The following is a 23,684-nucleotide window of genomic DNA, read 5'->3' on the forward strand; positions in this document are numbered from 1 at the left end:
TGACCCCAGGCCCGTTGGCCGAGTGTCATTAATGTGCCTGGTGCGGCTGGACAGCGGCAAAGCCCGGGACATGGGCCTGTATCGCCCCCAGCAGTTCTTCCTTGCTGAACGGCTTGGTCAAAAACTGATCGGAACCGACGATGCGCCCCTTGGCCTTGTCGAACAACCCATCCCGGGACGACAGCATGATCACCGGCGTGGCCTTGAACGCGCTGTTGTTCTTGATCAGGGCACAGGTCTGGTAGCCATCGAGGCGCGGCATCATGATGTCGACGAAGATGATGCCCGGATGATGGTCGGCGATCTTGGCCAGGGCATCGAAACCGTCGATAGCCGTGATCACCTCGCAGCCTACGTTGCGCAGCAAGGTTTCGGCCGTGCGGCGGATGGTCTTCGAGTCGTCGATGACCATGACCTTCAAGGCGCTGGGTTGCTGATGCGTGAGATGCTCTGCCATTGCCACTGCGAACCGGTTTTTAACGCGTAAGTGTGATCGACAGCGCAAACCCTTGATGTTCAAGGCCCGCACGTCACATGGCAGCCTTTTTAGCACAGTCTCCATCGCCGATCTATCGGCCGCTCGGCGCGGTGGTTTTTCCTTGACCGCCAATCTTCCGGGCGCCACTCTGACGCCACTTTTTCACGCCATTATGTGCCCATCACATTTCGAGGAACCAAGCCATGAGCGTACGCGTCGGCATTGTCATGGACCCTATCGCCAGCATTTCCTATAAAAAGGATAGCTCGCTGGCCATGCTGCTGGCCGCTCAGAAGCGCGGCTGGGAGCTGTTCTACATGGAGCAGCGCGACCTCTACCAGGCCGAAGGCCAGGCGCGGGCGCGGATGAAGCCGCTGAACGTCTTCGCCAACCCTGAGAAGTGGTTCGAGCTGGGCGACGAACGTGATGCGCTGCTCAGCGACCTGGACGTGATCCTGATGCGCAAGGATCCGCCGTTCGACATGGAGTTCGTGTACTCCACCTACCTGCTGGAACAAGCGGAGAACGCCGGCGTGCTGGTGGTCAACAAGCCCCAGAGCCTGCGCGACTGCAACGAAAAGCTGTTCGCCACGCTGTTCCCACAGTGCACACCGCCGACCATCGTCAGCCGTCGCCCGGACGTGCTGCGCGAATTTGCCGACCATCACGGCGACGTGATCCTCAAGCCCCTGGACGGCATGGGCGGTTCCTCGATCTTCCGGCACACCGCCGGCCACCCGAACCTGTCGGTGATCCTGGAAACCCTGACCTTGCACGGCCAACAGCAGATCATGATCCAAGGCTACCTGCCGGCCATCGTCGACGGCGACAAGCGCATCCTGATGATCGACGGCGAACCGGTGGATTATTGCCTGGCGCGTATCCCGGCCGCCGGTGAAACCCGGGGCAACCTGGCGGCCGGTGGTCGTGGCGAAGCCCGTCCGTTGACCGAGAAGGACCGCTGGATCGCTGCCCAGGTCGGCCCGACCCTGCGGGAGAAAGGCCTGCTGTTCGTGGGCCTGGACGTGATCGGCGAGCACCTGACGGAAATCAACGTCACCAGCCCGACCTGCATCCGCGAGATCGACAACGCCTTTGGCACCGACATCGGCGGCATGCTGATGGATGCCATCGATCAGAAGCTCAAGGCTCGTTGATCCAGATCTGCTGAAGGAAACCCACATTGCGTTATCATGCCCGGCCTGAAAAAAACGCGATGTTGGTTTCCTTGTCATGACACTCCCGTCCGATCTGCCCCAAGAGCTCGCTCATCGCAGCGTGCGCCCGGCTGATCGCCTCGGTTTTACCCTGTTCCTGGCGGCGCTGATCCACCTGGCCTTGCTGCTGGGCGTCGGGTTTGCCACGGTCGAGCCGAAACAGATCAGCCAGACCCTGGAAATCACCCTGGCCACCTTCAAGAGCGAAACCAAGCCCAAGAAGGCCGATTTCCTCGCCCAGGAAAACCAGCAAGGCAGCGGCACCCTGGAAAAAAAGGCGATCCCCAAGACCACCGAGATCGCACCCTTCCAGGACAACACGGTGCAGAAAGTCACCCCACCGCCAGCGGCCAAGCCCGAAGTGCAGGAAACGGCGCCCAAGGCCGCCGTGACCACCGTGGCGCCGAAGCCGAAGAAAGCCCCGGTCAAGGAAGAGGTCAAGCCCGATCCCAAGCCCAAGGCCCCTGCGCCCACTTTCGACAGTTCCCAGCTGTCCAGCGACATCGCCAGCCTGGAAGCCGAACTGGCCCAGGAGCAACAGCTGTATGCCAAACGCCCGCGCATCCACCGCCTGAGCGCCGCTTCGACCATGCGCGACAAGGGTGCCTGGTACAAGGACGAGTGGCGCAAGAAGGTCGAGCGCATCGGCAACCTCAACTACCCCGACGAAGCCCGACGCAAACAGATCTACGGCAACCTGCGGTTGATGGTCTCGATCAATCGGGACGGCTCGTTGTATGAAGTGCTGGTGCTCGAATCCTCCGGCCAGCCGCTGCTGGACCAGGCCGCCCAACGGATCGTGCGCCTGGCTGCGCCGTTCGCGCCGTTTACCGGGGACCTGTCGGACATCGACCGACTGGAAATCATCCGCACCTGGAAATTCGCCCGCGGCGACCGGCTGTCCAGCAATTGATCACGGGTTTGTGCCGGACATAACCTCTGCGCCCGCCGCAGATCCCTTGTGGGAGCGGGCTTGCCCGCGAAGACGGCGGTCCTGCCGCAAGAGATCTATCGGTTACACGGGCCCCTTCGCGAGCAAGCCCGCTCCCACATTTGATCGGTGTCGCCGGCCAGATCGGGGGACTTCTTGCACATCCCCAGCTTGTCAGTTCGGCCCTGCGCCGCCACACTAGCGCCTATGAAAAACGTCAGCCCCACCTACCTCAAGCATCACTTCCTGATTGCCATGCCGCACATGGCCGATCCGAACTTTGCCCATACCTTGACCTACATCGTCGAGCACACGGCCAATGGGGCCATGGGGCTGGTGATCAATCGCCCGCAGGAGCTGAGCCTGGCGGACATTCTTGAGCAACTGCGGCCCGAGGTCGAACCGCCACTCTTGTGCCAGCACGTGCCGATTTTCATCGGCGGCCCGGTGCAAACCGACCGCGGCTTCGTGCTCCATCCGTCGGGCCCCAAATACCAGGCCACGGTGGACCTGGACGGCTTGTCGCTGTCCACCTCCCAAGACGTGCTGTTCGCCATCGCCGACGGCGTCGGCCCGCAGAAAAGCCTGATCGCCCTCGGCTATGCCGGTTGGGAACCGGGCCAACTGGAAGCCGAGCTGGCCGACAACGCCTGGCTGACCTGCCCGTTCGACGCCGACATCCTGTTCAATACCAGCAGCGAATTGCGCCTGGAAGCGGCGGCCAGCCGGTTGGGGGTCAACCTCAGCCTGCTCACCAGCCAGGCAGGACACGCCTGATGGCCCTGCGCTTGTTGCTGGGCTTCGATTACGGCACCAAACAGATCGGCGTGGCGGTCGGCCAGGTCATTACCGGCCAGGCCCGCGAGTTGTGCACCTTGAAGGCGCAGAATGGTGTTCCGGACTGGAACCAGGTCGAAGCGCTGATCAAGGAATGGAAACCCGATGCCGTGGTGGTCGGCCTGCCGCTGAACATGGACGGCACGCCCAGCGACATGTGCCTGCGGGCCGAAAAGTTCGCCCGCCGACTCAATGGCCGCTACAACCTGCCCTTCTATACCCATGACGAGCGCCTGACCACCTTCGAGGCCAAGGGCGAGCGCCTGGTGCGCGGCGGGCAGAAAGGCAGCTACCGCGACAACCCGGTGGACGCCATCGCCGCCGCCCTGCTGCTGCAAGGCTGGCTCGACGCCAACGCCGCCCTGTTCGAAACCTGATTTTTTGAAAGCGCCGCCAAGGCGCTTTCTCTTAGCGATAGACCGCGCCACTCACCACCGGCCCGGGAACCTGAAGGAGCCAGCATGAGCCTGCCCAATCCTGCCGAACTGATCAGCCAGATGGCGATTCGTCTCACGGCACACCTGGAACAACGCGGCATCCGCGAACCGCGCTACATCGGCATTCGCACCGGTGGCGTCTGGGTCGCCCAGGCCTTGCTCGAAGCACTGGGTAGCCAATCGCCGCTGGGCACCCTGGATGTGTCCTTCTACCGCGATGACTTCAGCCAGAACGGCCTGCACCCGCAAGTACGCCCCTCGGCGCTGCCGTTCGAGATCGAAGGCCAGCACCTGGTGCTGATCGACGACGTGCTGATGAGCGGCCGAACCATCCGCGCCGCCATGAACGAACTGTTCGACTACGGTCGCCCGGCCAGCGTGACCCTGGTATGCCTGCTGGACCTGGAGGCCGCCGAGCTGCCGATCCGGCCGAACGTGGTGGGCGCGACCCTGACGCTGGCCGCCCATGAGCGGGTCAAGCTCTCCGGGCCGTCGCCGCTGCAACTCGAACTGCAAGACCTTGCCCTTTAACTGCCCTTGTAAGAGTCCATCGCGATGACGCCTCTCGAAACCAAGCGCCCGCTGCAGCTCAACGATCAGGGCCAGCTGCGGCACTTCCTGTCCCTCGACGGCCTGCGCCGCGAGCTGTTGACGGAAATCCTCGACACTGCCGACTCGTTCCTCGAAGTCGGTGCCCGGGCAGTGAAGAAGGTCCCGTTGCTGCGCGGCAAGACCGTGTGCAATGTGTTCTTCGAAAACTCCACCCGCACCCGCACCACCTTCGAACTGGCGGCCCAGCGCCTGTCGGCGGACGTGATCACCTTGAACGTGTCCACGTCCTCGGCGAGCAAGGGCGAAACCCTGCTCGACACCTTGCGCAACCTGGAAGCCATGGCCGCCGACATGTTCGTCGTGCGCCACGGCGACTCCGGCGCAGCGCATTTCATTGCCGAACACGTGTGCCCGCAAGTGGCGATCATCAACGGCGGCGACGGCCGTCACGCCCACCCGACCCAGGGCATGCTCGACATGCTGACCATCCGCCGGCACAAGGGCAGCTTCGAGAACCTGTCGGTGGCCATCGTCGGCGACATCCTGCACTCGCGGGTCGCCCGCTCGAACATGCTGGCCCTCAAGACCCTCGGTTGCCCGGACATCCGCGTGATCGCACCGAAAACCCTGCTGCCCATCGGCGTCGAGCAATACGGCGTAAAGGTCTACACCGACATGACCGAAGGCCTCAAGGATGTGGACGTGGTGATCATGCTACGCCTGCAACGCGAGCGCATGACCGGCGGCCTGCTGCCCAGCGAAGGCGAGTTCTACCGTCTGTTCGGCCTGACCACGGCGCGCCTGGCCGGAGCCAAGCCGGATGCCATCGTCATGCACCCGGGGCCGATCAACCGCGGCGTGGAGATCGAGTCGGCGGTGGCCGACGGGCCGCACTCGGTAATTCTCAACCAGGTGACCTACGGCATCGCCATCCGCATGGCCGTGCTGTCCATGGCCATGAGCGGGCAAACGGCCCAGCGCCAATTCGACCAGGAGAACGCCCAGTGAAGCTCAGCATTCTCGGCGCACGCGTGATCGATCCAGCCAGTGGCCTGGATCAAGTGACTGACATTCATATCGATGCCTGCAAGATCGTCGCCCTTGGCGCGGCACCGACGGGTTTTGTCGCGGTCGACACCCTCGACGCCCAAGGCCTGGTGGCTGCTCCCGGCCTGGTGGACCTGAACGTCGCCCTGCGCGAACCGGGCTACAGCCGCAAAGGCAGCATCGTCAGCGAAACCCGGGCCGCCGCTGCCGGTGGCGTGACCAGCCTGTGCTGCCCGCCGCAGACCAAACCGGTGCTGGACACCTCGGCCGTGGCCGAACTGATCCTCGACCGCGCCCGCGAAGCCGGCAACACCAAGGTCTTCCCGATTGGCGCACTGAGCAAAGGCCTCGACGGCGAGCAACTGGCCGAACTCATCGCCCTGCGTGACGCCGGTTGCGTGGCGTTCGGCAACGGCCTGAACAGTTTCCGCAACACCCGCACCCTGTGCCGCGCCCTGGAATACGCGGCGACCTTCGGCCTGACGGTGATCTTCAACTCCCAGGATCACGACCTGGCCGAAGGTGGCCTGGCCCACGAAGGCCCGACCGCCAGCTTCCTCGGCCTGCCGGGCATCCCGGAAACCGCCGAGACCGTGGCCCTGGCCCGGGACCTGCTGTTGGTGGAACAAAGCGGCGTGCGCGCCCACTTCAGCCAGCTGACCAGCGCCCGCGGCGCGGCGTTGATCGCCCAGGCCCAGGCCCGCGGCTTGCCGGTGACCGCCGATGTGGCGCTGTACCAGCTGATCCTGACCGACGAGGCGCTGATCGACTTCAACAGCGTCTACCATGTCCAGCCGCCGCTGCGCACCCGCGCCGACCGCGATGGCCTGCGCGAGGCGGTGAAGTCCGGAGTGATCTCGGCCATCTCCAGTCATCACCAACCCCATGAGCGAGATGCCAAGCTGGCCCCGTTCGGCGCCACCGAGCCGGGCATCAGCAGCGTCGAACTGCTGCTGCCGCTGGCCCTGACGCTGGTGGAAGACGGCTTGCTGGACCTGCCGACCTTGCTGGCCCGCCTGAGCGCCGGCCCGGCCCAGGCGCTGCAATTGCCGGCGGGGAAACTGGCGGTGGGCGCCGCGGCGGACCTGGTGCTGTTCGACCCAGCTGCGTCCACCGTGGCCGGTGAAGCCTGGCGCTCCAAGGGCGACAACTGCCCGTTCCTCGGTCACAGCCTGCCAGGGGTGGTGCGCTATACCCTGATGGATGGGCGGATCACTCACCAGGCCTGATACCGCGTCGCCTGCTTCGCGAGCAAGCCCGCTCCCACATTGGATCTGAGGTGTTCACACATCATGTGTTCACAGCGGATCCCGTGTGGGAGCGGGCTTGCTCGCGAATGCAGGCGACTCGGTCTAGCCGACTTAGTGAAAAGCCCCCCGCTTCTGCGCATTACGAATCGAGACCTGATCGTTCAGCGTCCAGAAGTCATACAGCACCCCGAGGAAAAACACCCCGCCGGTCAGCAGGTAAATAATCCCGCTGATCCACTTGCCCTGATACATCCGATGTACGCCCAGCACCCCGAGAAACGTCAGCAGAATCCAAGCCACGCTGTACTCGATCGGCCCCGGGGTAAAACGCAGGTCCGCCTCGCGGTCCATGGCCGGGATCAGGAACAGGTCGATCAGCCAACCGATGCCCAGCAGGCCGAAGGTGAAGAACCAGATCGTGCCCGTGACCGGCTTGCCGTAATAGAAACGGTGGGCGCCGGTAAAACCGAAAATCCACAGCAGATACCCAATGACTTTGCTGTGGGTATCGCGGATTGCGTCCTGCTGATAGCTGTTCATGAATGGCCTCTTTTGCCTCGATAGAAAAATTTGTTCGGACTTTTTGTGACTTTTTTGTGTCTCGCCGACAAGCGGTCCTGGGCGACGCAAACCGGGGAAATGCCCGTGACACGGGGGTTATGTCGGACAATCAAGCCCAATTGTCGCCATTGTGCAGGGTTTACGCTGGGTTTCGAATCGACAAACGGCCTCGGAATGGCAAAAAAAGCTGTTATAAAGTTGCGCGCTAACCTTTAAGAGCCTTGCCTAATGCGTCCATTTTTCAAGACATGGCTAACCATCTGCCTATTATTGCCACTGGCCGCCCACGCCACCAATCGTGAGCAACGTCTTCCCAACGTCAACGGCTACACCCCGAAATCCCATGTTTCTGCTCCTTCGAGCAAGAACAAGCCAAGCGTCAAGCGCATGAGCACGGCCAACAGCAAGCTGGTGCCGCCCATGGCGACCAAAGCGAGCAGCAACGTGCTGAGCCGCGCCGTGAATGTACTCGGCACACCTTATCGTTGGGGCGGCAGCAGCCCAAGTAAAGGCTTCGATTGCAGCGGGTTGGTGAAATACGCTTTCAACGACGCCACGTTCGACCTGCCGCGCACGTCCAACGCCATGGCCGCCGGTCACGGTGAGAAGGTCGAGCGCAAGGATCTCAAGCCCGGCGACCTGATCTTCTTCAAGCTCAAGAGCCGCCGGGTCAACCACGTGGCCATCTACCTGGGCAACGACCGTTTCATCCACGCCCCACGCCGTGGCAAGTCGGTAACCATCGACACCTTGAACAAACCGTACTGGGACACCCACTACGTGGTCGCCAAGCGAGTGCTGCCCAAAGAGCCTGGTGCGCTGCGCGTGGTTCAGCGCTGATCAAGCATTTGTGTCATAGCTAATGCCCCATCGCGAGCAAGCTCGCTCCCACATTTGATTTGCGGCGGACACAATCTCTGTGAACACTGAAAATCAAGTGTGGGAGTGAGCTTGCTCGCGATGGGGCCTGCAAAAGCGCTGCAAATCCCCTCGCAGATCCCCTAGAAGTTATCCGGCGTCCGCGCCTTCTCCCGAGCATGCTCACGGCTGATCAAGCCTTTGCTCACCAAGTCCTTCAAACACATATCCAGCGTCTGCATCCCCAGCGAACCGCCGGTCTGGATCGATGAGTACATCTGCGCGATTTTGTCTTCGCGGATCAGGTTCCGAATGGCCGAAGTGCCCAGCATGATCTCGTGCGCGGCAATCCGGCCCCCACCGATTTTCTTGATCAACGTCTGGGAAATCACCGCCTGCAATGACTCTGACAGCATCGAGCGCACCATGGACTTCTCGTCGCCGGGGAACACATCCACCACCCGGTCGATGGTCTTGGCCGCCGAGGTGGTGTGCAGGGTGCCGAACACCAGGTGCCCGGTTTCGGCGGCGGTCAGTGCCAGGCGGATAGTTTCCAGATCGCGCATCTCGCCCACCAGGATCACGTCCGGATCCTCCCGCAGGGCTGAACGCAGGGCCGTGGAGAAGCTTTGGGTGTCGCGATGCACCTCGCGCTGGTTGATCAAGCACTTGCGCGGTTCGTGAACGAATTCGATAGGGTCTTCGATGGTGAGGATGTGATGGTGCTTATGGCTGTTGAGGTAGTCAATCATGGCCGCCAGGGTGGTGGACTTGCCCGAACCGGTCGGCCCGGTCACCAGCACCAGCCCGCGCGGCGATTCGGTCACCTTGCGAAACACCTCGCCCATCCCCAGGTCTTCCATGGTCAGGACTTTCGACGGAATGGTCCGGAACACCGCCCCCGCGCCGCGATTCTGGTTGAAGGCGTTGACCCGGAATCGCGCGACGCCCGGCACGTCGAAGGAAAAGTCAGTCTCCAGAAACTTTTCGTAATCCACCCGTTGCCGGTCGTTCATGATGTCGTAGATCAGTTCATGGACCTGCTTGTGGTCCAGCGCCGGCAGGTTGATCCGCCGTACATCGCCATCCACGCGGATCATCGGCGGCAGCCCGGCGGACAGGTGCAGATCCGATGCCCCTTGTTTGGCGCTGAACGCCAGCAGTTCAGTGATATCCATAGCGCTCCTCAATTCCAGTAGAATGCCGCGAACCTCACCGCTGGCGCTTCCTTTATGTCCACGATAGCAGACAACATTGCTCAGGTTAGTTCGCGCATCCGCACGGCGGAGCAGACCGCCCAACGTGCCGAAGGCAGTGTCCAACTGCTGGCCGTGAGCAAGACCAAGCCCGCCCAGGCCCTGCGTGAGGCCTATGCCGCCGGCCTGCGGGACTTCGGCGAGAACTACCTGCAAGAGGCCCTGGGCAAACAGGTCGAATTGACCGACCTGCCCTTGATCTGGCACTTCATCGGCCCCATTCAATCGAACAAGACGCGCGCTATCGCCGAACACTTCGACTGGGTGCATTCCGTGGATCGTTTGAAAATTGCACAGCGCCTGTCCGAGCAGCGCCCGGCCGAGTTGCCGCCGCTGAACATCTGCATCCAGGTCAACGTCAGCGGTGAAGCCAGCAAATCCGGCTGCACCCCGGCGGACCTGCCCGCCCTGGCCAGCGCCATCAGCGCTTTGCCGCGCCTGAAGCTGCGCGGGCTGATGGCGATTCCCGAACCCACCGAAGAGCGTGCCGCCCAGGATGCAGCCTTCGCCGCCGTTCAACGCCTGCAAGCCAGCCTGGCACTGCCGCTGGACACGCTTTCCATGGGCATGAGCCACGACCTCGAGGCGGCCATTGCCCAGGGCGCCACCTGGGTGCGCATCGGTACTGCCCTGTTTGGTGCCCGCGACTACGGTCAATCCTGAACCATGACCGACTCATCTCTTTATAAGGACCTGTCATGAGCAACACGCGTATTGCCTTCATCGGCGCCGGCAACATGGCCGCCAGCCTGATCGGCGGCCTGCGGGCCAAGGGCCTGGATGCTTCGCTGATCCGCGCCAGCGATCCGGGTGAAGAGACCCGCACCCGAGTGAGTGCCGAGCACGGCATCGAAACCTTCGCCGACAATGCCCAGGCCATCGACGGTGCCGACGTCATCGTGCTGGCGGTCAAGCCGCAAGCGATGAAAACTGTCTGCGAAACCCTTCGCCCCAGCCTCAAGCCCCATCAACTGGTGGTGTCGATTGCCGCCGGCATCACCTGCGCCAGCATGAACAACTGGCTCGGCGAGCAGCCGATCGTACGCTGCATGCCCAACACTCCGGCGCTGCTGCGTCAGGGCGTCAGCGGCCTGTTCGCCACGCCACGCGTGAGCGCCGAGCAACGCCAGCAGGCCGAAACGCTGCTGTCGGCCGTCGGCCTGGCCCTGTGGCTGAACACCGAACAGCAACTGGACGCGGTCACCGCCGTCTCCGGCTCGGGCCCGGCGTACTTCTTCCTGTTGATCGAAGCCATGACCGCCGCTGGCGAAAAGCTTGGCCTGCCGCGGGAAACCGCCGCCCAGCTGACCTTGCAGACCGCCCTCGGTGCCGCACACATGGCGGTGTCGAGCGACGTCGATGCGGCCGAGCTGCGTCGTCGCGTGACCTCGCCGGCCGGCACCACCGAAGCGGCCATCAAATCGTTCCAGGCCGGGGGCTTCGAAGCCCTGGTGGAAAAAGCACTCGGCGCCGCCGCGCACCGCTCGGCCGAAATGGCCGAACAACTGGGCCAATAAGGAGCCATTCATGATTGGATTGAACACTGCAGCGGTCTATGTGCTGCAAACCCTCGGCAGCCTGTACTTGCTGATCGTGCTGCTGCGTTTCGTGCTGCAACTGGTGCGCGCCAACTTCTACAACCCGCTGTGCCAGTTCATCGTCAAGGCCACCCAGCCGCTGCTCAAGCCGTTGCGCCGGATCATCCCGAGCCTGTTCGGCCTGGACATGTCGTCGCTGGTCCTGGCGATCCTCGTGCAACTGGCGCTGATGGCCCTGACCCTGCTGCTGACCTACGGCACCACCGGCAACCCGCTGCAATTGCTGATCTGGTCGATCATTGGCGTGACCGCGCTGTTCCTGAAGATTTTCTTCTTCGCCATGATCATCAGCGTGATCCTGTCGTGGGTCGCGCCGGGCAGCCATAACCCGGGGGCCGAACTGGTGAACCAGATCTGCGAGCCGGCCCTGGCGCCGTTCCGCCGCATCGTGCCGAACCTGGGTGGCCTGGATATCTCGCCGATCCTGGCGTTCATGGTGCTCAAGCTGATCGACATGCTGGTGATCAACAACCTGGCGGCGATGACCATGATGCCGGAAATCCTGCGGCTGCTGATCTGACCCGCTACCGGCCTGATCAGTCAGCAACTCTCTCTGTGGGAGCAAAGCTTGCTCGCGAAACAGGCGCCTCGGTCCCCAAAAGACCGCATCGCCCCCATCGCGGGCAAGCCCTGCTCCCACAGGGTCTACGTTCACCGAAGAATCAGCGCCGCCCTTTGCTTGCCGCCCGCCACAGCGGTCTTTAGACTTACGCCTCATTTCAACGCGAGCAGGGTCGATGCCAGCTGCCTTTCCCCCCGATTCCGTTGGTCTGGTGACGCCGCAAACGGCGCATTTCAGCGAGCCCCTGGCCCTGGCCTGCGGCCGTTCGTTGCCAGCCTATGACCTGATCTACGAAACCTACGGCACCCTCAATGCCACGGCGAGCAATGCCGTGCTGATTTGCCACGCTTTGTCGGGGCATCACCACGCCGCCGGCTACCACAGCATCGACGAGCGCAAGCCCGGCTGGTGGGACAGTTGCATCGGCCCGGGCAAGCCCATCGACACCAGCAAGTTCTTCGTGGTCAGCCTGAACAACCTGGGCGGCTGCAACGGTTCCACCGGCCCCAGCAGCCTCAACCCGGACACCGGCAAGCCCTTCGGTGCCGATTTCCCGGTGCTGACCGTGGAAGACTGGGTCCACAGCCAGGCCCGCCTGGCCGACCGCCTCGGTATCGGCCAGTGGGCCGCCGTGATCGGCGGCAGCCTGGGGGGCATGCAGGCCCTGCAATGGACCATCACCTACCCGGACCGCGTGCGCCACTGCCTGGCAATCGCCTCGGCCCCCAAGCTGTCGGCGCAAAACATCGCCTTCAACGAAGTGGCGCGCCAGGCGATCCTCACCGACCCCGAATTTCACGGCGGTTCGTTCCAGGAGCACGGCGTGATTCCCAAGCGCGGGCTGATGCTGGCGCGGATGGTCGGGCACATCACCTACCTCTCCGACGACTCCATGGGTGAGAAATTCGGCCGTGGCCTCAAGAGCGAAAAGCTCAACTACGACTTCCACAGCGTCGAGTTCCAGGTCGAGAGCTACCTGCGCTATCAGGGTGAAGAGTTCTCCGGGCGTTTCGACGCCAACACCTACCTGTTGATGACCAAGGCCCTGGACTACTTCGATCCGGCGGCGAACTTCGACGATGACCTGGCGAAAACTTTCGCCAATGCCACCGCCAAGTTCTGCGTGATGTCGTTCACCACCGACTGGCGCTTCTCCCCGGCGCGCTCGCGGGAGCTGGTGGACGCGCTGATGGCCGCGCGCAAGGACGTCTGCTACCTGGAAATCGATGCGCCCCAGGGCCACGACGCCTTTTTGATCCCGATCCCGCGCTACCTGCAGGCGTTCGGCAACTACATGAACCGTATAACGCTGTGAGGACGCCATGAGAGCCGATCTGGACATCATCCAGGAATGGATCCCCGCCGGCAGCCGCGTGCTCGACCTGGGCTGCGGCAACGGCGAACTGCTGACCTGGCTGCGGGACAACAAACAGGTCACCGGCTACGGCCTGGAAAACGACCCGGACAACATTGCCGAGTGCGTCGCCAAGGGCATCAACGTCATCGAGCAGGACCTGGACAAGGGCCTGGGCAACTTCGCCAGCAACAGCTTCGACATCGTGGTCATGACCCAAGCCCTGCAAGCGGTGCACTACCCGGACAAGATCCTCGATGAAATGCTGCGGGTCGGGCGCCAGTGCATCATCACCTTCCCCAACTTCGGCCACTGGCGCTGCCGTTGGTACCTGGCGAGCAAGGGGCGTATGCCGGTTTCGGATTTCCTGCCCTACACCTGGTACAACACGCCGAACATCCACTTCTGCACCTTCAAGGATTTCGAAGCGCTGTGCCGCGAACGTGAAGCCAAGGTCATCGATCGCCTGGCCGTGGACCAGCAGCACCGCCACGGGTGGGCCAGCAAGCTATGGCCTAATCTGTTAGGTGAAATAGGCATCTATCGGGTCAGCAGCCCAAGCCTTGCCGATTACCAGGTCGCGGTGTAAGACCCGGCCTCTCCAGGAGCACGACATGAAACGTCTAGCGTTGTTTCTCATCACCGCTTGCCTGAGCGTTGGCGCCATGGCCGCCGACGTCATCAAGGCTGAGCGCAAGGAAGTGTTCGGTGATATCACCGTGCACTACAACACGTTCAACTCCACCTTCCTGACGCCGGACATCGCCAAGGCTGCCGAGCTGATTCGCAGCAAAAACCAAGGTGTGATCAATGTCTCGGTGATCAAAAGCGGCAAGCCATTGATCGCCGATGTCAGCGGCACGGTGAAGGACCTGACCAGCAAGACAGTCCCCCTCTCCTTCCGCCAGGTCACCGAACAAGGCGCGATCTATTACATCGCCCAGTATCCAGTGGACCAACAGGAAACCCGCACCTTTGAAATCAAGGTGAAAACCGGCGACAAGATCAACACCCTCAACTTCAACCAGGAACTGTTCCCCGGCGAATGATGAATCTCACCCAACTCGTACTGGCCAGCCACAACGCCGGCAAACTCAAGGAACTGCAGGCCATGCTCGGCGGGTCGGTGCAGTTGCGCTCGATTGGCGAATTCAGCCAGGTGGAACCGGACGAAACCGGCCTCTCGTTCGTCGAGAACGCCATCCTCAAGGCCCGCAATGCCGCGCGTATTTCGGGCCTGCCGGCGCTGGCCGACGATTCCGGGCTGGCCGTGGACTTCCTCGGCGGCGCACCGGGCATTTACTCGGCCCGTTACGCTGACGGCAAAGGTGACGCGGCGAACAACGCCAAGCTGCTCGACGCCCTCAAGGACGTGCCCGAAGCCGAGCGCGGCGCGCAGTTCGTGTGTGTGCTGGCCCTGGTGCGCCACGCCGACGATCCGCTGCCGATCCTCTGCGAAGGCCTGTGGCACGGGCGCATCCTCACCGAAGCGAGCGGCGAACACGGTTTCGGCTACGACCCGCTGTTCTGGGTGCCGGAGCGCAACTGCTCCAGCGCCGAACTGGGCCCGGTGGAAAAAAACCAGCTGAGCCACCGCGCCCGCGCCATGGTTCTGCTGCGTCAACGCCTGGGCCTGCAATGACCGATGACGTCCCCGCACCCCTGATCCATGGCCGTGCACAACCCCCTCGGGCGCCGCTGCCGGTGCTGCCGCCCCTGGCGTTGTACATCCACATCCCGTGGTGCGTACGCAAATGCCCCTATTGCGATTTCAACTCTCACACTGCCAGTGCGCAGCTGCCGGAAGAGGAATACGTCGACGCCTTGCTGGCCGATCTAGACCAGGACCTGCATGGGGTTCATGGCCGTGAACTGAGCTCGATCTTCTTCGGCGGCGGTACACCAAGCCTGTTCAGTGCCCAAGCCCTGGGCCGGCTGCTCAAGGGGGTCGAAGCGCGGATACCGTTCGCCCAGGACATCGAAATCACCCTGGAAGCCAACCCTGGCACGTTCGAGCAAGAAAAATTCGTCGCTTACCGGGCCTTGGGCATCAACCGCCTGTCCATCGGCATCCAGAGCTTCCAGCAGGCCAAGCTCGAAGCCCTGGGGCGGATCCATAACGGTGACGAAGCGATACGCGCCGCCGGCATGGCCCGCCAGGCCGGGTTCGACAACTTCAACCTGGACCTGATGCACGGCCTGCCCGACCAGTCCCTCGACGATGCCTTAAGTGACCTGCGCCAAGCCATTGCCTTGAAGCCGACCCACGTGTCCTGGTACCAGTTGACGCTGGAACCGAACACGGTGTTCTGGAATCAGCCGCCGACCTTGCCCGAAGACGACACGCTGTGGGACATCCAGGAAGCCGGGCAGGCCTTGCTGGCCGAACACGGCTACACCCAATACGAAGTCTCGGCCTACGCCCAGCCCGGCCGGGCGGCGCGGCATAACCTCAACTACTGGAGCTTCGGCGACTTCATTGGCATCGGCGCCGGCGCCCACGGCAAGCTCAGCCATCCGGACGGGCGCATCGTGCGCACCTGGAAGACCCGCCTGCCCAAGGACTACCTCAATCCGGCCAAAAGCTTCCAGGCTGGCGAGAAAACCCTGGCCAATGAAGAACTGCCGTTCGAGTTCCTGATGAACGCCCTGCGCCTGACCGCAGGCGTGGACGCGCGACTGTACCCGGAACGCACCGGGCTGCCCCTGCAAAGCCTGGCCGAAGGCCGGCGCGAGGCCGAACAAAGCGGGTTGTTGCAGGTCGAACCGACACGTCTGGCGGCCACCGAGCGCGGACAGCTGTTTCTCAATGACTTGCTGCAGACATTTCTGAGCTGATCAACACAAGGAAATCGAATGGATCTGGTACTCGACCTGCTGGCCACCGTGTCCCGCTGGAGCCGCAGCAACCTGTCGGAAATCTCCCTGGCATTGGTAGGCTGCCTGCTGGTGCTGTTTGGTGCCGACATCAAGGGCTGGGTCGACCAACGCCTGGGCAGCATCGCCGGCGCCTTGCGCGTCCCCTTGATCGCCCTGCTGTGCATGATCGGCAGCGGTGCCGCGCTGATCTATGCCACGCCATGGATCGTCAGGGGCTTGAGCCAGTTCAACAACTACAGCCTGGCGCCGGTGTTGTTGGTGGTGCTGGTATTGATTGGCGTGGTGGCGGATCGGCGCTGATCCAGGGCACACCAGAAACAAATGTGGGAGCGAGCTTGCTCGCGATGGCGGTATAACAGTCAACATTGATGTTGGATGTCATGCCCTCATCGCGAGCAAGCTCGCTCCCACAGGGGATCCCATTTCAGCAGGATCTTCGGTGCTTACGCCACCTTCTCGAACTTCAAATCCCAAACCCCATGCCCTAGCCGTTCGCCACGACGCTCGAACTTGGTGATCGGCCGTTCGGCCGGGCGCGGCACGCACTTGCCGTCTTCGGCCAGGTTGCGATAACCCGGGGCGACGTTCATCACTTCCAGCATGTACTCGGCGTAGGGTTCCCAGTCGGTGGCCATGTGCAGCACACCGCCGACCTTCAACTTGCTGCGCACCAGTTCAGCGAACGACGCCTGGACGATACGGCGCTTGTGGTGCCGGCTTTTGTGCCAAGGGTCCGGGAAGAACAGCATCAGCCGGTCGAGACTGTTGTCGGCCACGCAGCGGTTGAGCACTTCGATGGCGTCGCAATCGTAGACCCGCAGATTGGTCAACCCCTGGGTCAGGACGCCGTTGAGCAGCGCACCGACACCGGGACGGTGGACTTCCACCCCGATGAAATCCTGCTCCGGCGAAGCGGCGGCCATTTCCAGCAACGAGTGGCCCATGCCGAAGCCGATTTCCAGCGAGCGCGGGGCCGAGCGGCCGAACACCTGGTCAAAATCCACCGGCGCATCGGCCAGGGGCAGGACAAACAGCGGCGCGCCCTGCTCCAGGCCGCGCTGCTGGCCTTCAGTCATGCGCCCGGCGCGCATCACGAAACTCTTGATGCGGCGGTGCTGGCGCTCTTCGCCGTCTTCCGGCAGGACCGGCGTGTCGTTCGATTCAGTCATCAATGGCTCTTACTTGATCAGACCATCCAGCGGCGAGGAGGCGCTGGCGTAAAGTTTTTTCGGCATGCGGCCGGCCAGGTACGCCAGGCGACCGGCAACGATAGCGTGTTTCATGGCTTCGGCCATCAGGATGGGCTGCTGGGCGTGGGCGATAGCCGAGTTCATCAGCACCGCTTCGCAACCCAGCTCCATGGCGATAGTGGCGTCGGAGGCGGTGCCGACACCGGCATCCACCAACACCGGGATCTTGGCTTCTTCCAGGATGATCTGCAGGTTGTACGGGTTGCAGATCCCCAGGCCAGTACCGATCAGGCCGGCCAGCGGCATGACCGCGATGCAGCCGATTTCCGCCAGTTGACGGGCAATGATCGGATCATCGCTGGTGTAGACCATCACGTCGAAACCTTCCTTGACCAGGGTTTCCGCGGCCTTGAGGGTTTCGATCACGTTGGGGAACAGAGTTTTCTGGTCCGCCAGCACTTCCAGCTTCACCAGGTTGTGGCCATCGAGCAGTTCACGGGCCAGGCGACAGGTGCGCACGGCCTCGATGGCGTCGAAGCAACCGGCGGTGTTCGGCAGGATGGTGTAGCGATCCGGCGGCAGGATATCCAGCAGGTTCGGTTCGCCCGGGTTCTGGCCGATGTTGGTCCGGCGCACGGCGACGGTCACGATCTCGGCGCCCGAGGCCTCGATGGCCAGGCGGGTTTCTTCCATGTCGCGGTATTTGCCGGTGCCTACCAGCAAGCGCGACTGGTAGGTACGACCGGCCAGGACGAAGGGCTTGTCGCTACGAACGATGCTCATGGGAAATCCTCTGTTGGGGTGAGGTTCTTGCGAAATGCTGCGAAACCGAGGCGACTAGCCGCCACCGATGGCGTGGACCACTTCGACCGAATCGCCGTCGTTCAACGTGGTTTCGGCGTGCTGGCTGCGCGGGACGATATCCAGATTGAGCTCCACCGCGACGCGACGTCCAGCGAGTTCCAGACGGGTCAGCAGGGCCGCAACGGTTTCGCCGTCGGGCAGTTCAAGGGGTTCGCCGTTCAACTGAATGCGCATGCCGGATGCCGCCATCATTTTTAGGGGCTGGCATTCTAGCCCGATCAGTCAGGGCGACCCAAGCCATTCGTCATGAAATGGACCGGCAGGTCAGCCCAGCCGCCAGGCGGCAAGCCCGAGGCACAACCAGCCGATCAGGAACGCCACACCGCCCAACGGGGTGATGATGCCCAGCTTGCTGATGCCTGTGAGCGTCAGCAGGTACAGGCTGCCGGAGAACAACAGGATGCCGATGACAAACGAAATCCCGGCCCAAGTGACGACGCGCCCAGGAATGTGCGTGGCCAGCAACGCAACGCCCAGCAACGCCAGGGTGTGCACCAGTTGGTAGGTGACGCCGGTGTGGAAAATCGCCAGGTAATCGGCGCTCAGGCGATTTTTCAGGCCATGGGCGGCAAATGCTCCCAGCGCCACGCCTGTGAAGCCGAAAAAAGCCGCCAGCATCAGAAAGCTACGCAACATGGGAACTCCAGTCAGACTCGGTGGGCAGGGTCTGTATAATGGCCCGCTCGACGGGTTCGGCCAAGCCATCTCTATGCTGCGTTTATTGTTTCGACGATTCCTTAAAGCCCTGCTCTGGTTCGCCGTCGGCAGCGTCGTGCTGGTGCTGCTGTTTCGCGTGGTGCCGCCGCCGTTCACCGCGCTGATGATCGAGCGCAAGGTTGAATCCTGGTTCGGCGGTGAGCCGATCGACCTGCAACGCAGCTGGCAGCCTTGGGACCGGATTTCCGACAGCCTCAAGGTGGCGGTGATCGCTGGTGAAGACCAGAAATTCCCCGAACACTGGGGCTTCGACATTGGCGCGATCCAGGCCGCCTTCGCTCACAATGGGCGTGGCGGTTCGATTCGCGGCGCCAGCACCCTCAGCCAGCAAGTGTCCAAGAACCTGTTCCTGTGGTCGGGCCGCAGTTGGCTGCGCAAAGGCCTGGAGGCCTGGTTCACCGCGCTGATCGAGGTGCTCTGGCCCAAGCAGCGGATCCTTGAGGTGTACCTCAACAGCGTCGAGTGGGATGACGGTGTGTTCGGAGCGGAAGCCGCAGCACGCCACCACTTCCGCACCAGCGCCGACGCCTTGTCCCGGCAACAGGCCAGCCTGCTGGCGGCGGTATTGCCCAACCCGCGGAAATGGAGCGCCAGCCGGCCGAGCCCCTATGTGCTGCGGCGGGCGGGCTGGATTCGCCAGCAGATGAGCCAGCTGGGGGGTGACAGCTACCTGCTGGAGCTCGATCATGCGCGGCGGGCGCCTTGGGCGCAGTAGCCCAGACACTGAGGATCCCTTGTGGGAGCGAGCTTGCTCGCGATGGCGGTTCGACAGCCAACACTGATGTTGAATGTAATGGCCTCATCGCGAGCAAGCTCGCTCCCACAGGGTCAGCAGTGAATTCAAATTATCGAGCCCGAACAAAAACGCCCCGATCATCACTGTTCGGGGCGTTTTTTATGGCTGCTATCGCAGGTCAAGCCGCAATCGACACCTTGAGCTTGTTCATCGCGCTCTTCTCGAGCTGGCGAATCCGCTCGGCCGACACGTTGTACTTCTGCGCCAGGTCGTGCAGCGTGGCTTTTTCCTCGGCCAGCCAACGCTGGTAGAGGATGTCGCGGCTGCGTTCGTCCAGCACTTCCAGGGCTTCGTGCAGGTTGGTGTTGGAGTTGTCGCTCCAGTCGGCGTCTTCCAGTTGACGCGCCGGGTCATACCGGTGGTCTTCCAGGTAGTTGGCCGGCGATTGGAAAGCACTGTCGTCGTCCGCTTCGGCGGCCGGGTCGAAGGCCATGTCATGGCCGGTCAGGCGGCTTTCCATCTCGCGCACTTCCCGGGGTTCTACGCCCAGGCTTTCAGCCACGCGGTGGACTTCTTCGTTGTTCAGCCAGGCCAGACGCTTCTTCTGGCTGCGCAGGTTGAAGAACAGCTTGCGCTGGGCCTTGGTGGTCGCGACTTTCACGATGCGCCAGTTGCGCAGGATGAACTCGTGGATTTCCGCCTTGATCCAGTGCACGGCGAACGACACCAGGCGCACACCCATTTCCGGGTTGAAGCGCTTGACCGCCTTCATCAGGCCGACGTTGCCTTCCTGGATCAGGTCGGCCTGGGCCAGCCCGTAGCCGGAATAGCTGCGGGCGATATGTACGACAAAACGCAGGTGGGCGAGCACCATCTGCCGAGCCGCCTCAAGATCCTGCTCATAATAGAGACTCTCGGCCAGTTCACGCTCCTGCTCGGGCGTCAGCAAGGGGATGCTGTTCACCGTGTGCACATAGGCCTCCAGGTTCGCACCCGGGACCAGAGCATAAGCAGGTTGCAAAGAAGTGGTCATACGAAAAAACCTCCGACTCACATAACTCGTGCAGTTCAGCACTGCGAAAATTGACCGGGAACCCTAAGACAAGTTCCCACAAAAACCGAAAGGTCAATACGCGCAAAAAACACTATTTTGGCGCAAGCTCACGCAAGTGGCGTGCGACCGCAATCCATGCACCGATATAACCCAACAGCACCGCGCCAAGCAAGAGCGACAGACCGTCGGCGACTGGCACTCCGGCCAGCGCGAAATCACTGCCGTACAAACCGGCCAGCCCCACTACCGCATCGTTTAGCCAGTCCAGGCCAAACGCCAATACGCCCCAGGACAGAATCCCCGCACCGAAGCCATACAGCGCCCCCATATAAAGGAAGGGCCTGCGTACATAACTGTCCGTACCGCCGACGAGTTTAATCACTTCTATCTCGGTGCGGCGGTTTTCAATATGAAGACGAATGGTATTGCCTATCACCAAAAGTAATGCAGAAACCAGCAGCACCGTCAGACCGAAGACAAACCGGTCGCCGAGCTTGAGGATCGCCGCAAGACGCTCGACCCAGACTAGATCAAGTTGCGCCTGTTGTACCTTCGGCAACTCGGAAAGTCTTTGTCTTAATGCTTCAAGGGCGGGCTTGTCGACCTCGTTCGGCGTCACCAACACCACGCCCGGCAGCGGGTTCTCCGGCAGCTCCTTGAGCGCGTCGCCCAGGCCGGACTGTTGCTGGAACTCTTCCAGCGCCTGCTCGCGGCCGATGTACTCGGCTTCGGCCACGCCCGGCATCGCCTTGATCTGCTCACCCAATGCCTGGCCTTCGCCGGGACTGGCGTCCATCTGCAGGTAGAGGGAAATCTGCGCCGCGCGCTGCCAGGAGCCGCCCAGGCGCTCCACATTGTTCAGCAATAATGACAGGCCCATGGGCAGGCTCAAGGCGACCGCCATCACCATACAGGTAAAGAAGCTGCCGATGGGCTGCTTGCCCAGGCGCCGCAGGCTGTCCAGCAGGCTGGCGCGATGGCTTTCGATCCAGGCGCGCAGCAGCGTGGCGAAATCCGGGCCGTCGTCATCGTCGCGCTTTTTCTTTTGCGGCTGCGGATCGGAGGCCTTCGGGGCCACGCGTTCGGCCACTTTCGGGCTGCGAGTAGCACTCATACGCCAGCCTCCCCGTCACCGATCAATCGACCGCGTTGCAAGGTGAGCATGCGGTGACGCATGCGGGCGATCAGGGCCAGGTCATGACTGGCGATCAGCACGCTGGTGCCCAGGCGGTTGATGTCTTCGAACACGCCCATGATTTCCGCCGCCAGGCGCGGGTCGAGGTTACCGGTGGGCTCGTCCGCCAGCAGCAAGGCTGGGCGATGGACGATGGCACGGGCGATGCCGACGCGCTGTTGCTGGCCGGTGGACAGGTCGCCCGGGTACAGGTCGGTCTTGTCCGACAGGGCCACGCGCTCCAGGGCCGAGTCCACACGCTTGATGATCTCGGCCTTGGACAGGCCAAGAATCTGCAACGGCAACGCCACGTTGTTGAACACCGTGCGGTCGAACAACAACTGGTGATTCTGGAACACCACGCCAATCTGCCGCCGCAGGTAGGGGATCTGGGCATTGCTGATGGTGCTCAGGTCCTGGCCGGCCAGCAGCAGTTTGCCGGTGGAAGGCCGCTCCATCGCCAGCAACAGGCGCAGCAAGGTGCTTTTACCGGCGCCGGAATGGCCGGTGACAAACAGAAACTCGCCCCGACGGACCCGAAAGCTCAGCTCATGCAAGCCGACGTGACCGTTCGGATAGCGTTTACCGACCTGTTCGAAACGAATCATGAATGCTCCCGTTCGGCAAACAGTGCCTGGACAAAGGGCTCGGCTTCAAAGGTGCGCAAGTCGTCGATGCCTTCGCCCACGCCGATGTAGCGAATGGGCAGGCCGAACTGCTTGGCCAAGGCGAAAATCACCCCGCCCTTGGCGGTGCCGTCGAGCTTGGTCAGGGCCAGCCCGGTCAGCTCGACGGTCTGGTTGAACTGCTTGGCCTGGTTGATGGCGTTCTGGCCGGTACCGGCGTCCAGCACCAACAGCACCTCGTGGGGTGCGTCGGCGTCGAGCTTGCCGATCACCCGGCGCACCTTCTTCAATTCTTCCATCAGGTTGTCTTTGGTGTGCAGGCGACCGGCCGTGTCGGCGATCAGCACATCGATGCCACGGGCCTTGGCCGCCTGCACGGCGTCGAAGATCACCGAAGCTGAGTCGGCGCCGGTGTGCTGGGCGATCACCGGGATCTTGTTGCGCTCGCCCCACACTTGCAGCTGTTCGACCGCGGCGGCACGGAAGGTGTCGCCGGCGGCAAGCATGACTTTCTTGCCTTCGAGCTGCAGCTTCTTGGCCAGCTTGCCGATGGTGGTGGTCTTGCCGGCGCCATTGACGCCAACGACCAGGATCACGAACGGCTTGTTCTGCGAGGCGATCACCAGCGGCTTTTCCACCGGCTTGAGCAGGCTGGTCAGCTCGCCCTGCAGGGATTTATACAGGGCATCGGCGTCGGTCAGCTGCTTGCGCGCGACCTTCTGGGTCAGGCTCTGGATGATCACCGAGGTGGCCTCGACACCGACATCGGCGGTCAGCAGGCGGGTTTCGATGTCCTCCAGCAATTCGTCGTCGATGACTTTCTTGCCCAGGAACAGGCTGGCCATGCCTTCGCCGATGCTGGCGCTGGTCTTGGACAGGCCCTGCTTGAGGCGGGCGAAGAAACCGACCTTGTTTTCCTCAGCGCTGCGGACGGGCTCGACGGGAGCCATGGTGTCCAACACGGCAGGTGCCGGCTCGGGTGCGGCAGGCGCAACCACGGATGCAACGACGGCGGCTGGCGGTTCAATGACAGCTTCGACGACTGGCGCCTCGACAACCTGTGTCGGCGCTGGAATCGGCGGGGTGATATGGGACGTCGTTTCCTCCACCAGCGCGACAGGCTCTTCCGCCACCGGCAAGGTCAGCCAGGGCGTTTGCTCGGCAGGCGGGGTCAGCGGCTGCTCGACCATCGGCTCGGCAACGGGCTCAGGCTCGACCGGTTGCAGCACCGGCTCGGCGATCGGCAGGACAATGGGCGCGGCTTCTTCGGCCACTGCCTCGGCGGCGGGCTCAGGCAGCGCTTGTGGCTGTTCGACGACGGTATCCTGCGGCTTCTTGCGCAGCCATCCGAACAGGCCTTTTTTCTCGCCAGCCGGGGCTGGGGTCTTCTTGTCGTCGTTGGAACCAAACATGGAGGACGGCTATCTCACGGTAGCGACGCGCCACGAAGGCGCCTCGGTGATAAATATTCAATGCTGAACAGACTGCGTTTCATCCAGCTTGTT

The 23,684-nt window shown here is 62.7% G+C and carries 29 protein-coding genes; 18 read left to right on the plus strand and 11 right to left on the minus strand.

Annotated features, from left to right (window positions below):
- Positions 1–28: 28 nt before the first annotated feature.
- Positions 29–457, minus strand: coding sequence for a response regulator (locus AB7M32_RS02740; RefSeq protein ID WP_454249020.1), 429 nt, complete (start codon positions 455–457; stop codon positions 29–31).
- Positions 458–681: 224 nt separating this feature from the next.
- Here AB7M32_RS02740 and gshB point away from each other — a divergent pair, with 224 nt between their 5' ends.
- From gshB to AB7M32_RS02775, 7 genes are all read left to right on the plus strand, one after another.
- The gene (gshB, locus tag AB7M32_RS02745; protein WP_454249021.1) at positions 682–1,635 is read left to right on the plus strand and encodes a glutathione synthase; all 954 of its coding nucleotides are present in this window, start codon (positions 682–684) and stop codon (positions 1,633–1,635) included.
- A gap of 76 nt (positions 1,636–1,711) precedes the next feature.
- Positions 1,712–2,608 carry a TonB family protein gene (locus AB7M32_RS02750; protein WP_454249022.1) on the plus strand — a complete coding sequence of 299 codons (897 nt, stop codon included), beginning with the start codon at positions 1,712–1,714 and terminating at the stop codon, positions 2,606–2,608.
- 225 nt (positions 2,609–2,833) lie between these two features.
- Entirely contained in the window at positions 2,834–3,403 is a 570-nt protein-coding gene (locus AB7M32_RS02755; RefSeq protein ID WP_092329700.1) for a YqgE/AlgH family protein, read from the plus strand.
- On the plus strand, positions 3,403–3,840 hold the full coding sequence (gene ruvX, locus AB7M32_RS02760; RefSeq protein WP_003177497.1) for a Holliday junction resolvase RuvX: 438 nt from the start codon (positions 3,403–3,405) through the stop codon (positions 3,838–3,840). Before AB7M32_RS02755 ends, ruvX begins: the two co-directional genes overlap by 1 nt.
- A gap of 84 nt (positions 3,841–3,924) precedes the next feature.
- Entirely contained in the window at positions 3,925–4,431 is a 507-nt protein-coding gene (pyrR, locus tag AB7M32_RS02765; RefSeq protein ID WP_454249023.1) for a bifunctional pyr operon transcriptional regulator/uracil phosphoribosyltransferase PyrR, read from the plus strand.
- A 24-nt stretch (positions 4,432–4,455) separates the two neighbouring features.
- Positions 4,456–5,460: an aspartate carbamoyltransferase catalytic subunit gene (locus AB7M32_RS02770; protein WP_003177495.1), complete on the plus strand. Its 1,005-nt coding sequence runs from the start codon at positions 4,456–4,458 to the stop codon at positions 5,458–5,460.
- Positions 5,457–6,728 (plus strand): dihydroorotase, encoded by a 1,272-nt coding sequence (locus AB7M32_RS02775; protein ID WP_454249024.1) that lies wholly within the window; start codon positions 5,457–5,459, stop codon positions 6,726–6,728. The genes AB7M32_RS02770 and AB7M32_RS02775 overlap by 4 nt, the downstream gene beginning before the upstream one ends.
- A 132-nt stretch (positions 6,729–6,860) precedes the next feature.
- Here the strand turns inward: AB7M32_RS02775 and AB7M32_RS02780 are convergent, their stop codons facing one another.
- Complete coding sequence (locus AB7M32_RS02780) at positions 6,861–7,289, minus strand: NINE protein (protein WP_072405906.1); 429 nt, start codon at positions 7,287–7,289, stop codon at positions 6,861–6,863.
- A gap of 249 nt (positions 7,290–7,538) precedes the next feature.
- On the opposite strand from AB7M32_RS02780, the gene AB7M32_RS02785 reads away from it, so the two are divergent.
- Positions 7,539–8,150, plus strand: a complete 612-nt coding sequence (locus tag AB7M32_RS02785) for a C40 family peptidase (RefSeq protein WP_454249025.1) — start codon at positions 7,539–7,541, stop codon at positions 8,148–8,150.
- Between the two features lie 161 nt (positions 8,151–8,311).
- On the opposite strand, the gene AB7M32_RS02790 is transcribed toward AB7M32_RS02785, so the two are convergent.
- Entirely contained in the window at positions 8,312–9,346 is a 1,035-nt protein-coding gene (locus AB7M32_RS02790; RefSeq protein ID WP_092170735.1) for a type IV pilus twitching motility protein PilT, read from the minus strand.
- A gap of 54 nt (positions 9,347–9,400) precedes the next feature.
- Between AB7M32_RS02790 and AB7M32_RS02795 the strand changes: the two genes are divergently transcribed.
- The 9 genes from AB7M32_RS02795 to AB7M32_RS02835 all read left to right on the plus strand — a co-directional run bounded on the left by AB7M32_RS02795 (position 9,401) and on the right by AB7M32_RS02835 (position 16,118).
- Positions 9,401–10,087, plus strand: a complete 687-nt coding sequence (locus AB7M32_RS02795; protein WP_454249026.1) for a YggS family pyridoxal phosphate-dependent enzyme — start codon at positions 9,401–9,403, stop codon at positions 10,085–10,087.
- 35 nt (positions 10,088–10,122) lie between these two features.
- A complete protein-coding gene (gene proC, locus AB7M32_RS02800; protein WP_454249027.1) occupies positions 10,123–10,941 on the plus strand; it encodes a pyrroline-5-carboxylate reductase in 819 nt (272 codons plus the stop codon).
- Between the two features lie 10 nt (positions 10,942–10,951).
- Entirely contained in the window at positions 10,952–11,542 is a 591-nt protein-coding gene (locus AB7M32_RS02805; RefSeq protein WP_072405911.1) for a YggT family protein, read from the plus strand.
- A gap of 217 nt (positions 11,543–11,759) precedes the next feature.
- Positions 11,760–12,899 (plus strand): homoserine O-succinyltransferase MetX, encoded by a 1,140-nt coding sequence (metX, locus tag AB7M32_RS02810; RefSeq protein WP_454249028.1) that lies wholly within the window; start codon positions 11,760–11,762, stop codon positions 12,897–12,899.
- Between the two features lie 7 nt (positions 12,900–12,906).
- Positions 12,907–13,527 carry a methionine biosynthesis protein MetW gene (metW, locus tag AB7M32_RS02815; RefSeq protein WP_454249029.1) on the plus strand — a complete coding sequence of 207 codons (621 nt, stop codon included), beginning with the start codon at positions 12,907–12,909 and terminating at the stop codon, positions 13,525–13,527.
- Between the two features lie 25 nt (positions 13,528–13,552).
- Positions 13,553–13,987 (plus strand): DUF4426 domain-containing protein, encoded by a 435-nt coding sequence (locus AB7M32_RS02820; RefSeq protein WP_454249030.1) that lies wholly within the window; start codon positions 13,553–13,555, stop codon positions 13,985–13,987.
- The gene (gene rdgB, locus AB7M32_RS02825) at positions 13,984–14,580 is read left to right on the plus strand and encodes an RdgB/HAM1 family non-canonical purine NTP pyrophosphatase (protein WP_454249031.1); all 597 of its coding nucleotides are present in this window, start codon (positions 13,984–13,986) and stop codon (positions 14,578–14,580) included. Before AB7M32_RS02820 ends, rdgB begins: the two co-directional genes overlap by 4 nt.
- Positions 14,577–15,776 carry a radical SAM family heme chaperone HemW gene (hemW, locus tag AB7M32_RS02830; RefSeq protein WP_454249032.1) on the plus strand — a complete coding sequence of 400 codons (1,200 nt, stop codon included), beginning with the start codon at positions 14,577–14,579 and terminating at the stop codon, positions 15,774–15,776. Before rdgB ends, hemW begins: the two co-directional genes overlap by 4 nt.
- Before the next feature lie 18 nt (positions 15,777–15,794).
- Positions 15,795–16,118, plus strand: coding sequence for a DUF3392 domain-containing protein (locus tag AB7M32_RS02835; RefSeq protein WP_060740196.1), 324 nt, complete (start codon positions 15,795–15,797; stop codon positions 16,116–16,118).
- Between the two features lie 143 nt (positions 16,119–16,261).
- Here AB7M32_RS02835 and trmB read toward each other — a convergent pair whose 3' ends face one another.
- From trmB to AB7M32_RS02855, 4 genes are all read right to left on the minus strand, one after another.
- On the minus strand, positions 16,262–16,987 hold the full coding sequence (gene trmB / locus AB7M32_RS02840) for a tRNA (guanosine(46)-N7)-methyltransferase TrmB (RefSeq protein ID WP_454249033.1): 726 nt from the start codon (positions 16,985–16,987) through the stop codon (positions 16,262–16,264).
- Positions 16,988–16,996: 9 nt separating this feature from the next.
- Positions 16,997–17,791, minus strand: coding sequence for a thiazole synthase (locus AB7M32_RS02845; protein ID WP_003177480.1), 795 nt, complete (start codon positions 17,789–17,791; stop codon positions 16,997–16,999).
- A gap of 54 nt (positions 17,792–17,845) precedes the next feature.
- Positions 17,846–18,046: a sulfur carrier protein ThiS gene (gene thiS / locus AB7M32_RS02850; protein ID WP_060740194.1), complete on the minus strand. Its 201-nt coding sequence runs from the start codon at positions 18,044–18,046 to the stop codon at positions 17,846–17,848.
- Positions 18,047–18,136: 90 nt separating this feature from the next.
- Positions 18,137–18,508 carry a DUF423 domain-containing protein gene (locus AB7M32_RS02855; protein WP_192262661.1) on the minus strand — a complete coding sequence of 124 codons (372 nt, stop codon included), beginning with the start codon at positions 18,506–18,508 and terminating at the stop codon, positions 18,137–18,139.
- A gap of 73 nt (positions 18,509–18,581) precedes the next feature.
- Between AB7M32_RS02855 and mtgA the strand changes: the two genes are divergently transcribed.
- On the plus strand, positions 18,582–19,304 hold the full coding sequence (gene mtgA / locus AB7M32_RS02860; RefSeq protein ID WP_454249034.1) for a monofunctional biosynthetic peptidoglycan transglycosylase: 723 nt from the start codon (positions 18,582–18,584) through the stop codon (positions 19,302–19,304).
- A 199-nt stretch (positions 19,305–19,503) separates the two neighbouring features.
- On the opposite strand, the gene rpoH is transcribed toward mtgA, so the two are convergent.
- The 4 genes from rpoH to ftsY all read right to left on the minus strand — a co-directional run bounded on the left by rpoH (position 19,504) and on the right by ftsY (position 23,591).
- The gene (rpoH, locus tag AB7M32_RS02865; protein WP_003177476.1) at positions 19,504–20,358 is read right to left on the minus strand and encodes an RNA polymerase sigma factor RpoH; all 855 of its coding nucleotides are present in this window, start codon (positions 20,356–20,358) and stop codon (positions 19,504–19,506) included.
- 112 nt (positions 20,359–20,470) lie between these two features.
- A complete protein-coding gene (ftsX, locus tag AB7M32_RS02870; RefSeq protein WP_454249035.1) occupies positions 20,471–21,493 on the minus strand; it encodes a permease-like cell division protein FtsX in 1,023 nt (340 codons plus the stop codon).
- Complete coding sequence (gene ftsE, locus AB7M32_RS02875) at positions 21,490–22,161, minus strand: cell division ATP-binding protein FtsE (protein WP_003177474.1); 672 nt, start codon at positions 22,159–22,161, stop codon at positions 21,490–21,492. The genes ftsX and ftsE overlap by 4 nt, the downstream gene beginning before the upstream one ends.
- Positions 22,158–23,591 (minus strand): signal recognition particle-docking protein FtsY, encoded by a 1,434-nt coding sequence (gene ftsY, locus AB7M32_RS02880; protein ID WP_454249036.1) that lies wholly within the window; start codon positions 23,589–23,591, stop codon positions 22,158–22,160. The genes ftsE and ftsY overlap by 4 nt, the downstream gene beginning before the upstream one ends.
- Between the last annotated feature and the right edge of the window lie 93 nt (positions 23,592–23,684).

The organism is Pseudomonas sp. R151218B TE3479 (assembly GCF_053629195.1).

Coding starts and splice junctions, on each gene's coding strand:
- AB7M32_RS02855 (WP_192262661.1), bottom strand. CDS start 18,508: ATGTTGCGTAGCTTTCTGATGCTGGCGGCTTTTTTCGGCTTCACAGGC.
- ruvX (WP_003177497.1), top strand. CDS start 3,403: ATGGCCCTGCGCTTGTTGCTGGGCTTCGATTACGGCACCAAACAGATC.
- AB7M32_RS02785 (WP_454249025.1), top strand. CDS start 7,539: ATGCGTCCATTTTTCAAGACATGGCTAACCATCTGCCTATTATTGCCA.
- ftsX (WP_454249035.1), bottom strand. CDS start 21,493: ATGAGTGCTACTCGCAGCCCGAAAGTGGCCGAACGCGTGGCCCCGAAG.
- metW (WP_454249029.1), top strand. CDS start 12,907: ATGAGAGCCGATCTGGACATCATCCAGGAATGGATCCCCGCCGGCAGC.
- hemW (WP_454249032.1), top strand. CDS start 14,577: ATGACCGATGACGTCCCCGCACCCCTGATCCATGGCCGTGCACAACCC.
- AB7M32_RS02740 (WP_454249020.1), bottom strand. CDS start 457: ATGGCAGAGCATCTCACGCATCAGCAACCCAGCGCCTTGAAGGTCATG.
- AB7M32_RS02750 (WP_454249022.1), top strand. CDS start 1,712: ATGACACTCCCGTCCGATCTGCCCCAAGAGCTCGCTCATCGCAGCGTG.
- AB7M32_RS02790 (WP_092170735.1), bottom strand. CDS start 9,346: ATGGATATCACTGAACTGCTGGCGTTCAGCGCCAAACAAGGGGCATCG.
- AB7M32_RS02795 (WP_454249026.1), top strand. CDS start 9,401: ATGTCCACGATAGCAGACAACATTGCTCAGGTTAGTTCGCGCATCCGC.
- ftsY (WP_454249036.1), bottom strand. CDS start 23,591: ATGTTTGGTTCCAACGACGACAAGAAGACCCCAGCCCCGGCTGGCGAG.
- pyrR (WP_454249023.1), top strand. CDS start 3,925: ATGAGCCTGCCCAATCCTGCCGAACTGATCAGCCAGATGGCGATTCGT.
- AB7M32_RS02845 (WP_003177480.1), bottom strand. CDS start 17,791: ATGAGCATCGTTCGTAGCGACAAGCCCTTCGTCCTGGCCGGTCGTACC.
- thiS (WP_060740194.1), bottom strand. CDS start 18,046: ATGCGCATTCAGTTGAACGGCGAACCCCTTGAACTGCCCGACGGCGAA.
- rdgB (WP_454249031.1), top strand. CDS start 13,984: ATGATGAATCTCACCCAACTCGTACTGGCCAGCCACAACGCCGGCAAA.
- ftsE (WP_003177474.1), bottom strand. CDS start 22,161: ATGATTCGTTTCGAACAGGTCGGTAAACGCTATCCGAACGGTCACGTC.
- AB7M32_RS02835 (WP_060740196.1), top strand. CDS start 15,795: ATGGATCTGGTACTCGACCTGCTGGCCACCGTGTCCCGCTGGAGCCGC.
- proC (WP_454249027.1), top strand. CDS start 10,123: ATGAGCAACACGCGTATTGCCTTCATCGGCGCCGGCAACATGGCCGCC.
- AB7M32_RS02820 (WP_454249030.1), top strand. CDS start 13,553: ATGAAACGTCTAGCGTTGTTTCTCATCACCGCTTGCCTGAGCGTTGGC.
- rpoH (WP_003177476.1), bottom strand. CDS start 20,358: ATGACCACTTCTTTGCAACCTGCTTATGCTCTGGTCCCGGGTGCGAAC.
- AB7M32_RS02755 (WP_092329700.1), top strand. CDS start 2,834: ATGAAAAACGTCAGCCCCACCTACCTCAAGCATCACTTCCTGATTGCC.
- gshB (WP_454249021.1), top strand. CDS start 682: ATGAGCGTACGCGTCGGCATTGTCATGGACCCTATCGCCAGCATTTCC.
- AB7M32_RS02805 (WP_072405911.1), top strand. CDS start 10,952: ATGATTGGATTGAACACTGCAGCGGTCTATGTGCTGCAAACCCTCGGC.
- AB7M32_RS02770 (WP_003177495.1), top strand. CDS start 4,456: ATGACGCCTCTCGAAACCAAGCGCCCGCTGCAGCTCAACGATCAGGGC.
- mtgA (WP_454249034.1), top strand. CDS start 18,582: ATGCTGCGTTTATTGTTTCGACGATTCCTTAAAGCCCTGCTCTGGTTC.
- metX (WP_454249028.1), top strand. CDS start 11,760: ATGCCAGCTGCCTTTCCCCCCGATTCCGTTGGTCTGGTGACGCCGCAA.
- AB7M32_RS02780 (WP_072405906.1), bottom strand. CDS start 7,289: ATGAACAGCTATCAGCAGGACGCAATCCGCGATACCCACAGCAAAGTC.
- trmB (WP_454249033.1), bottom strand. CDS start 16,987: ATGACTGAATCGAACGACACGCCGGTCCTGCCGGAAGACGGCGAAGAG.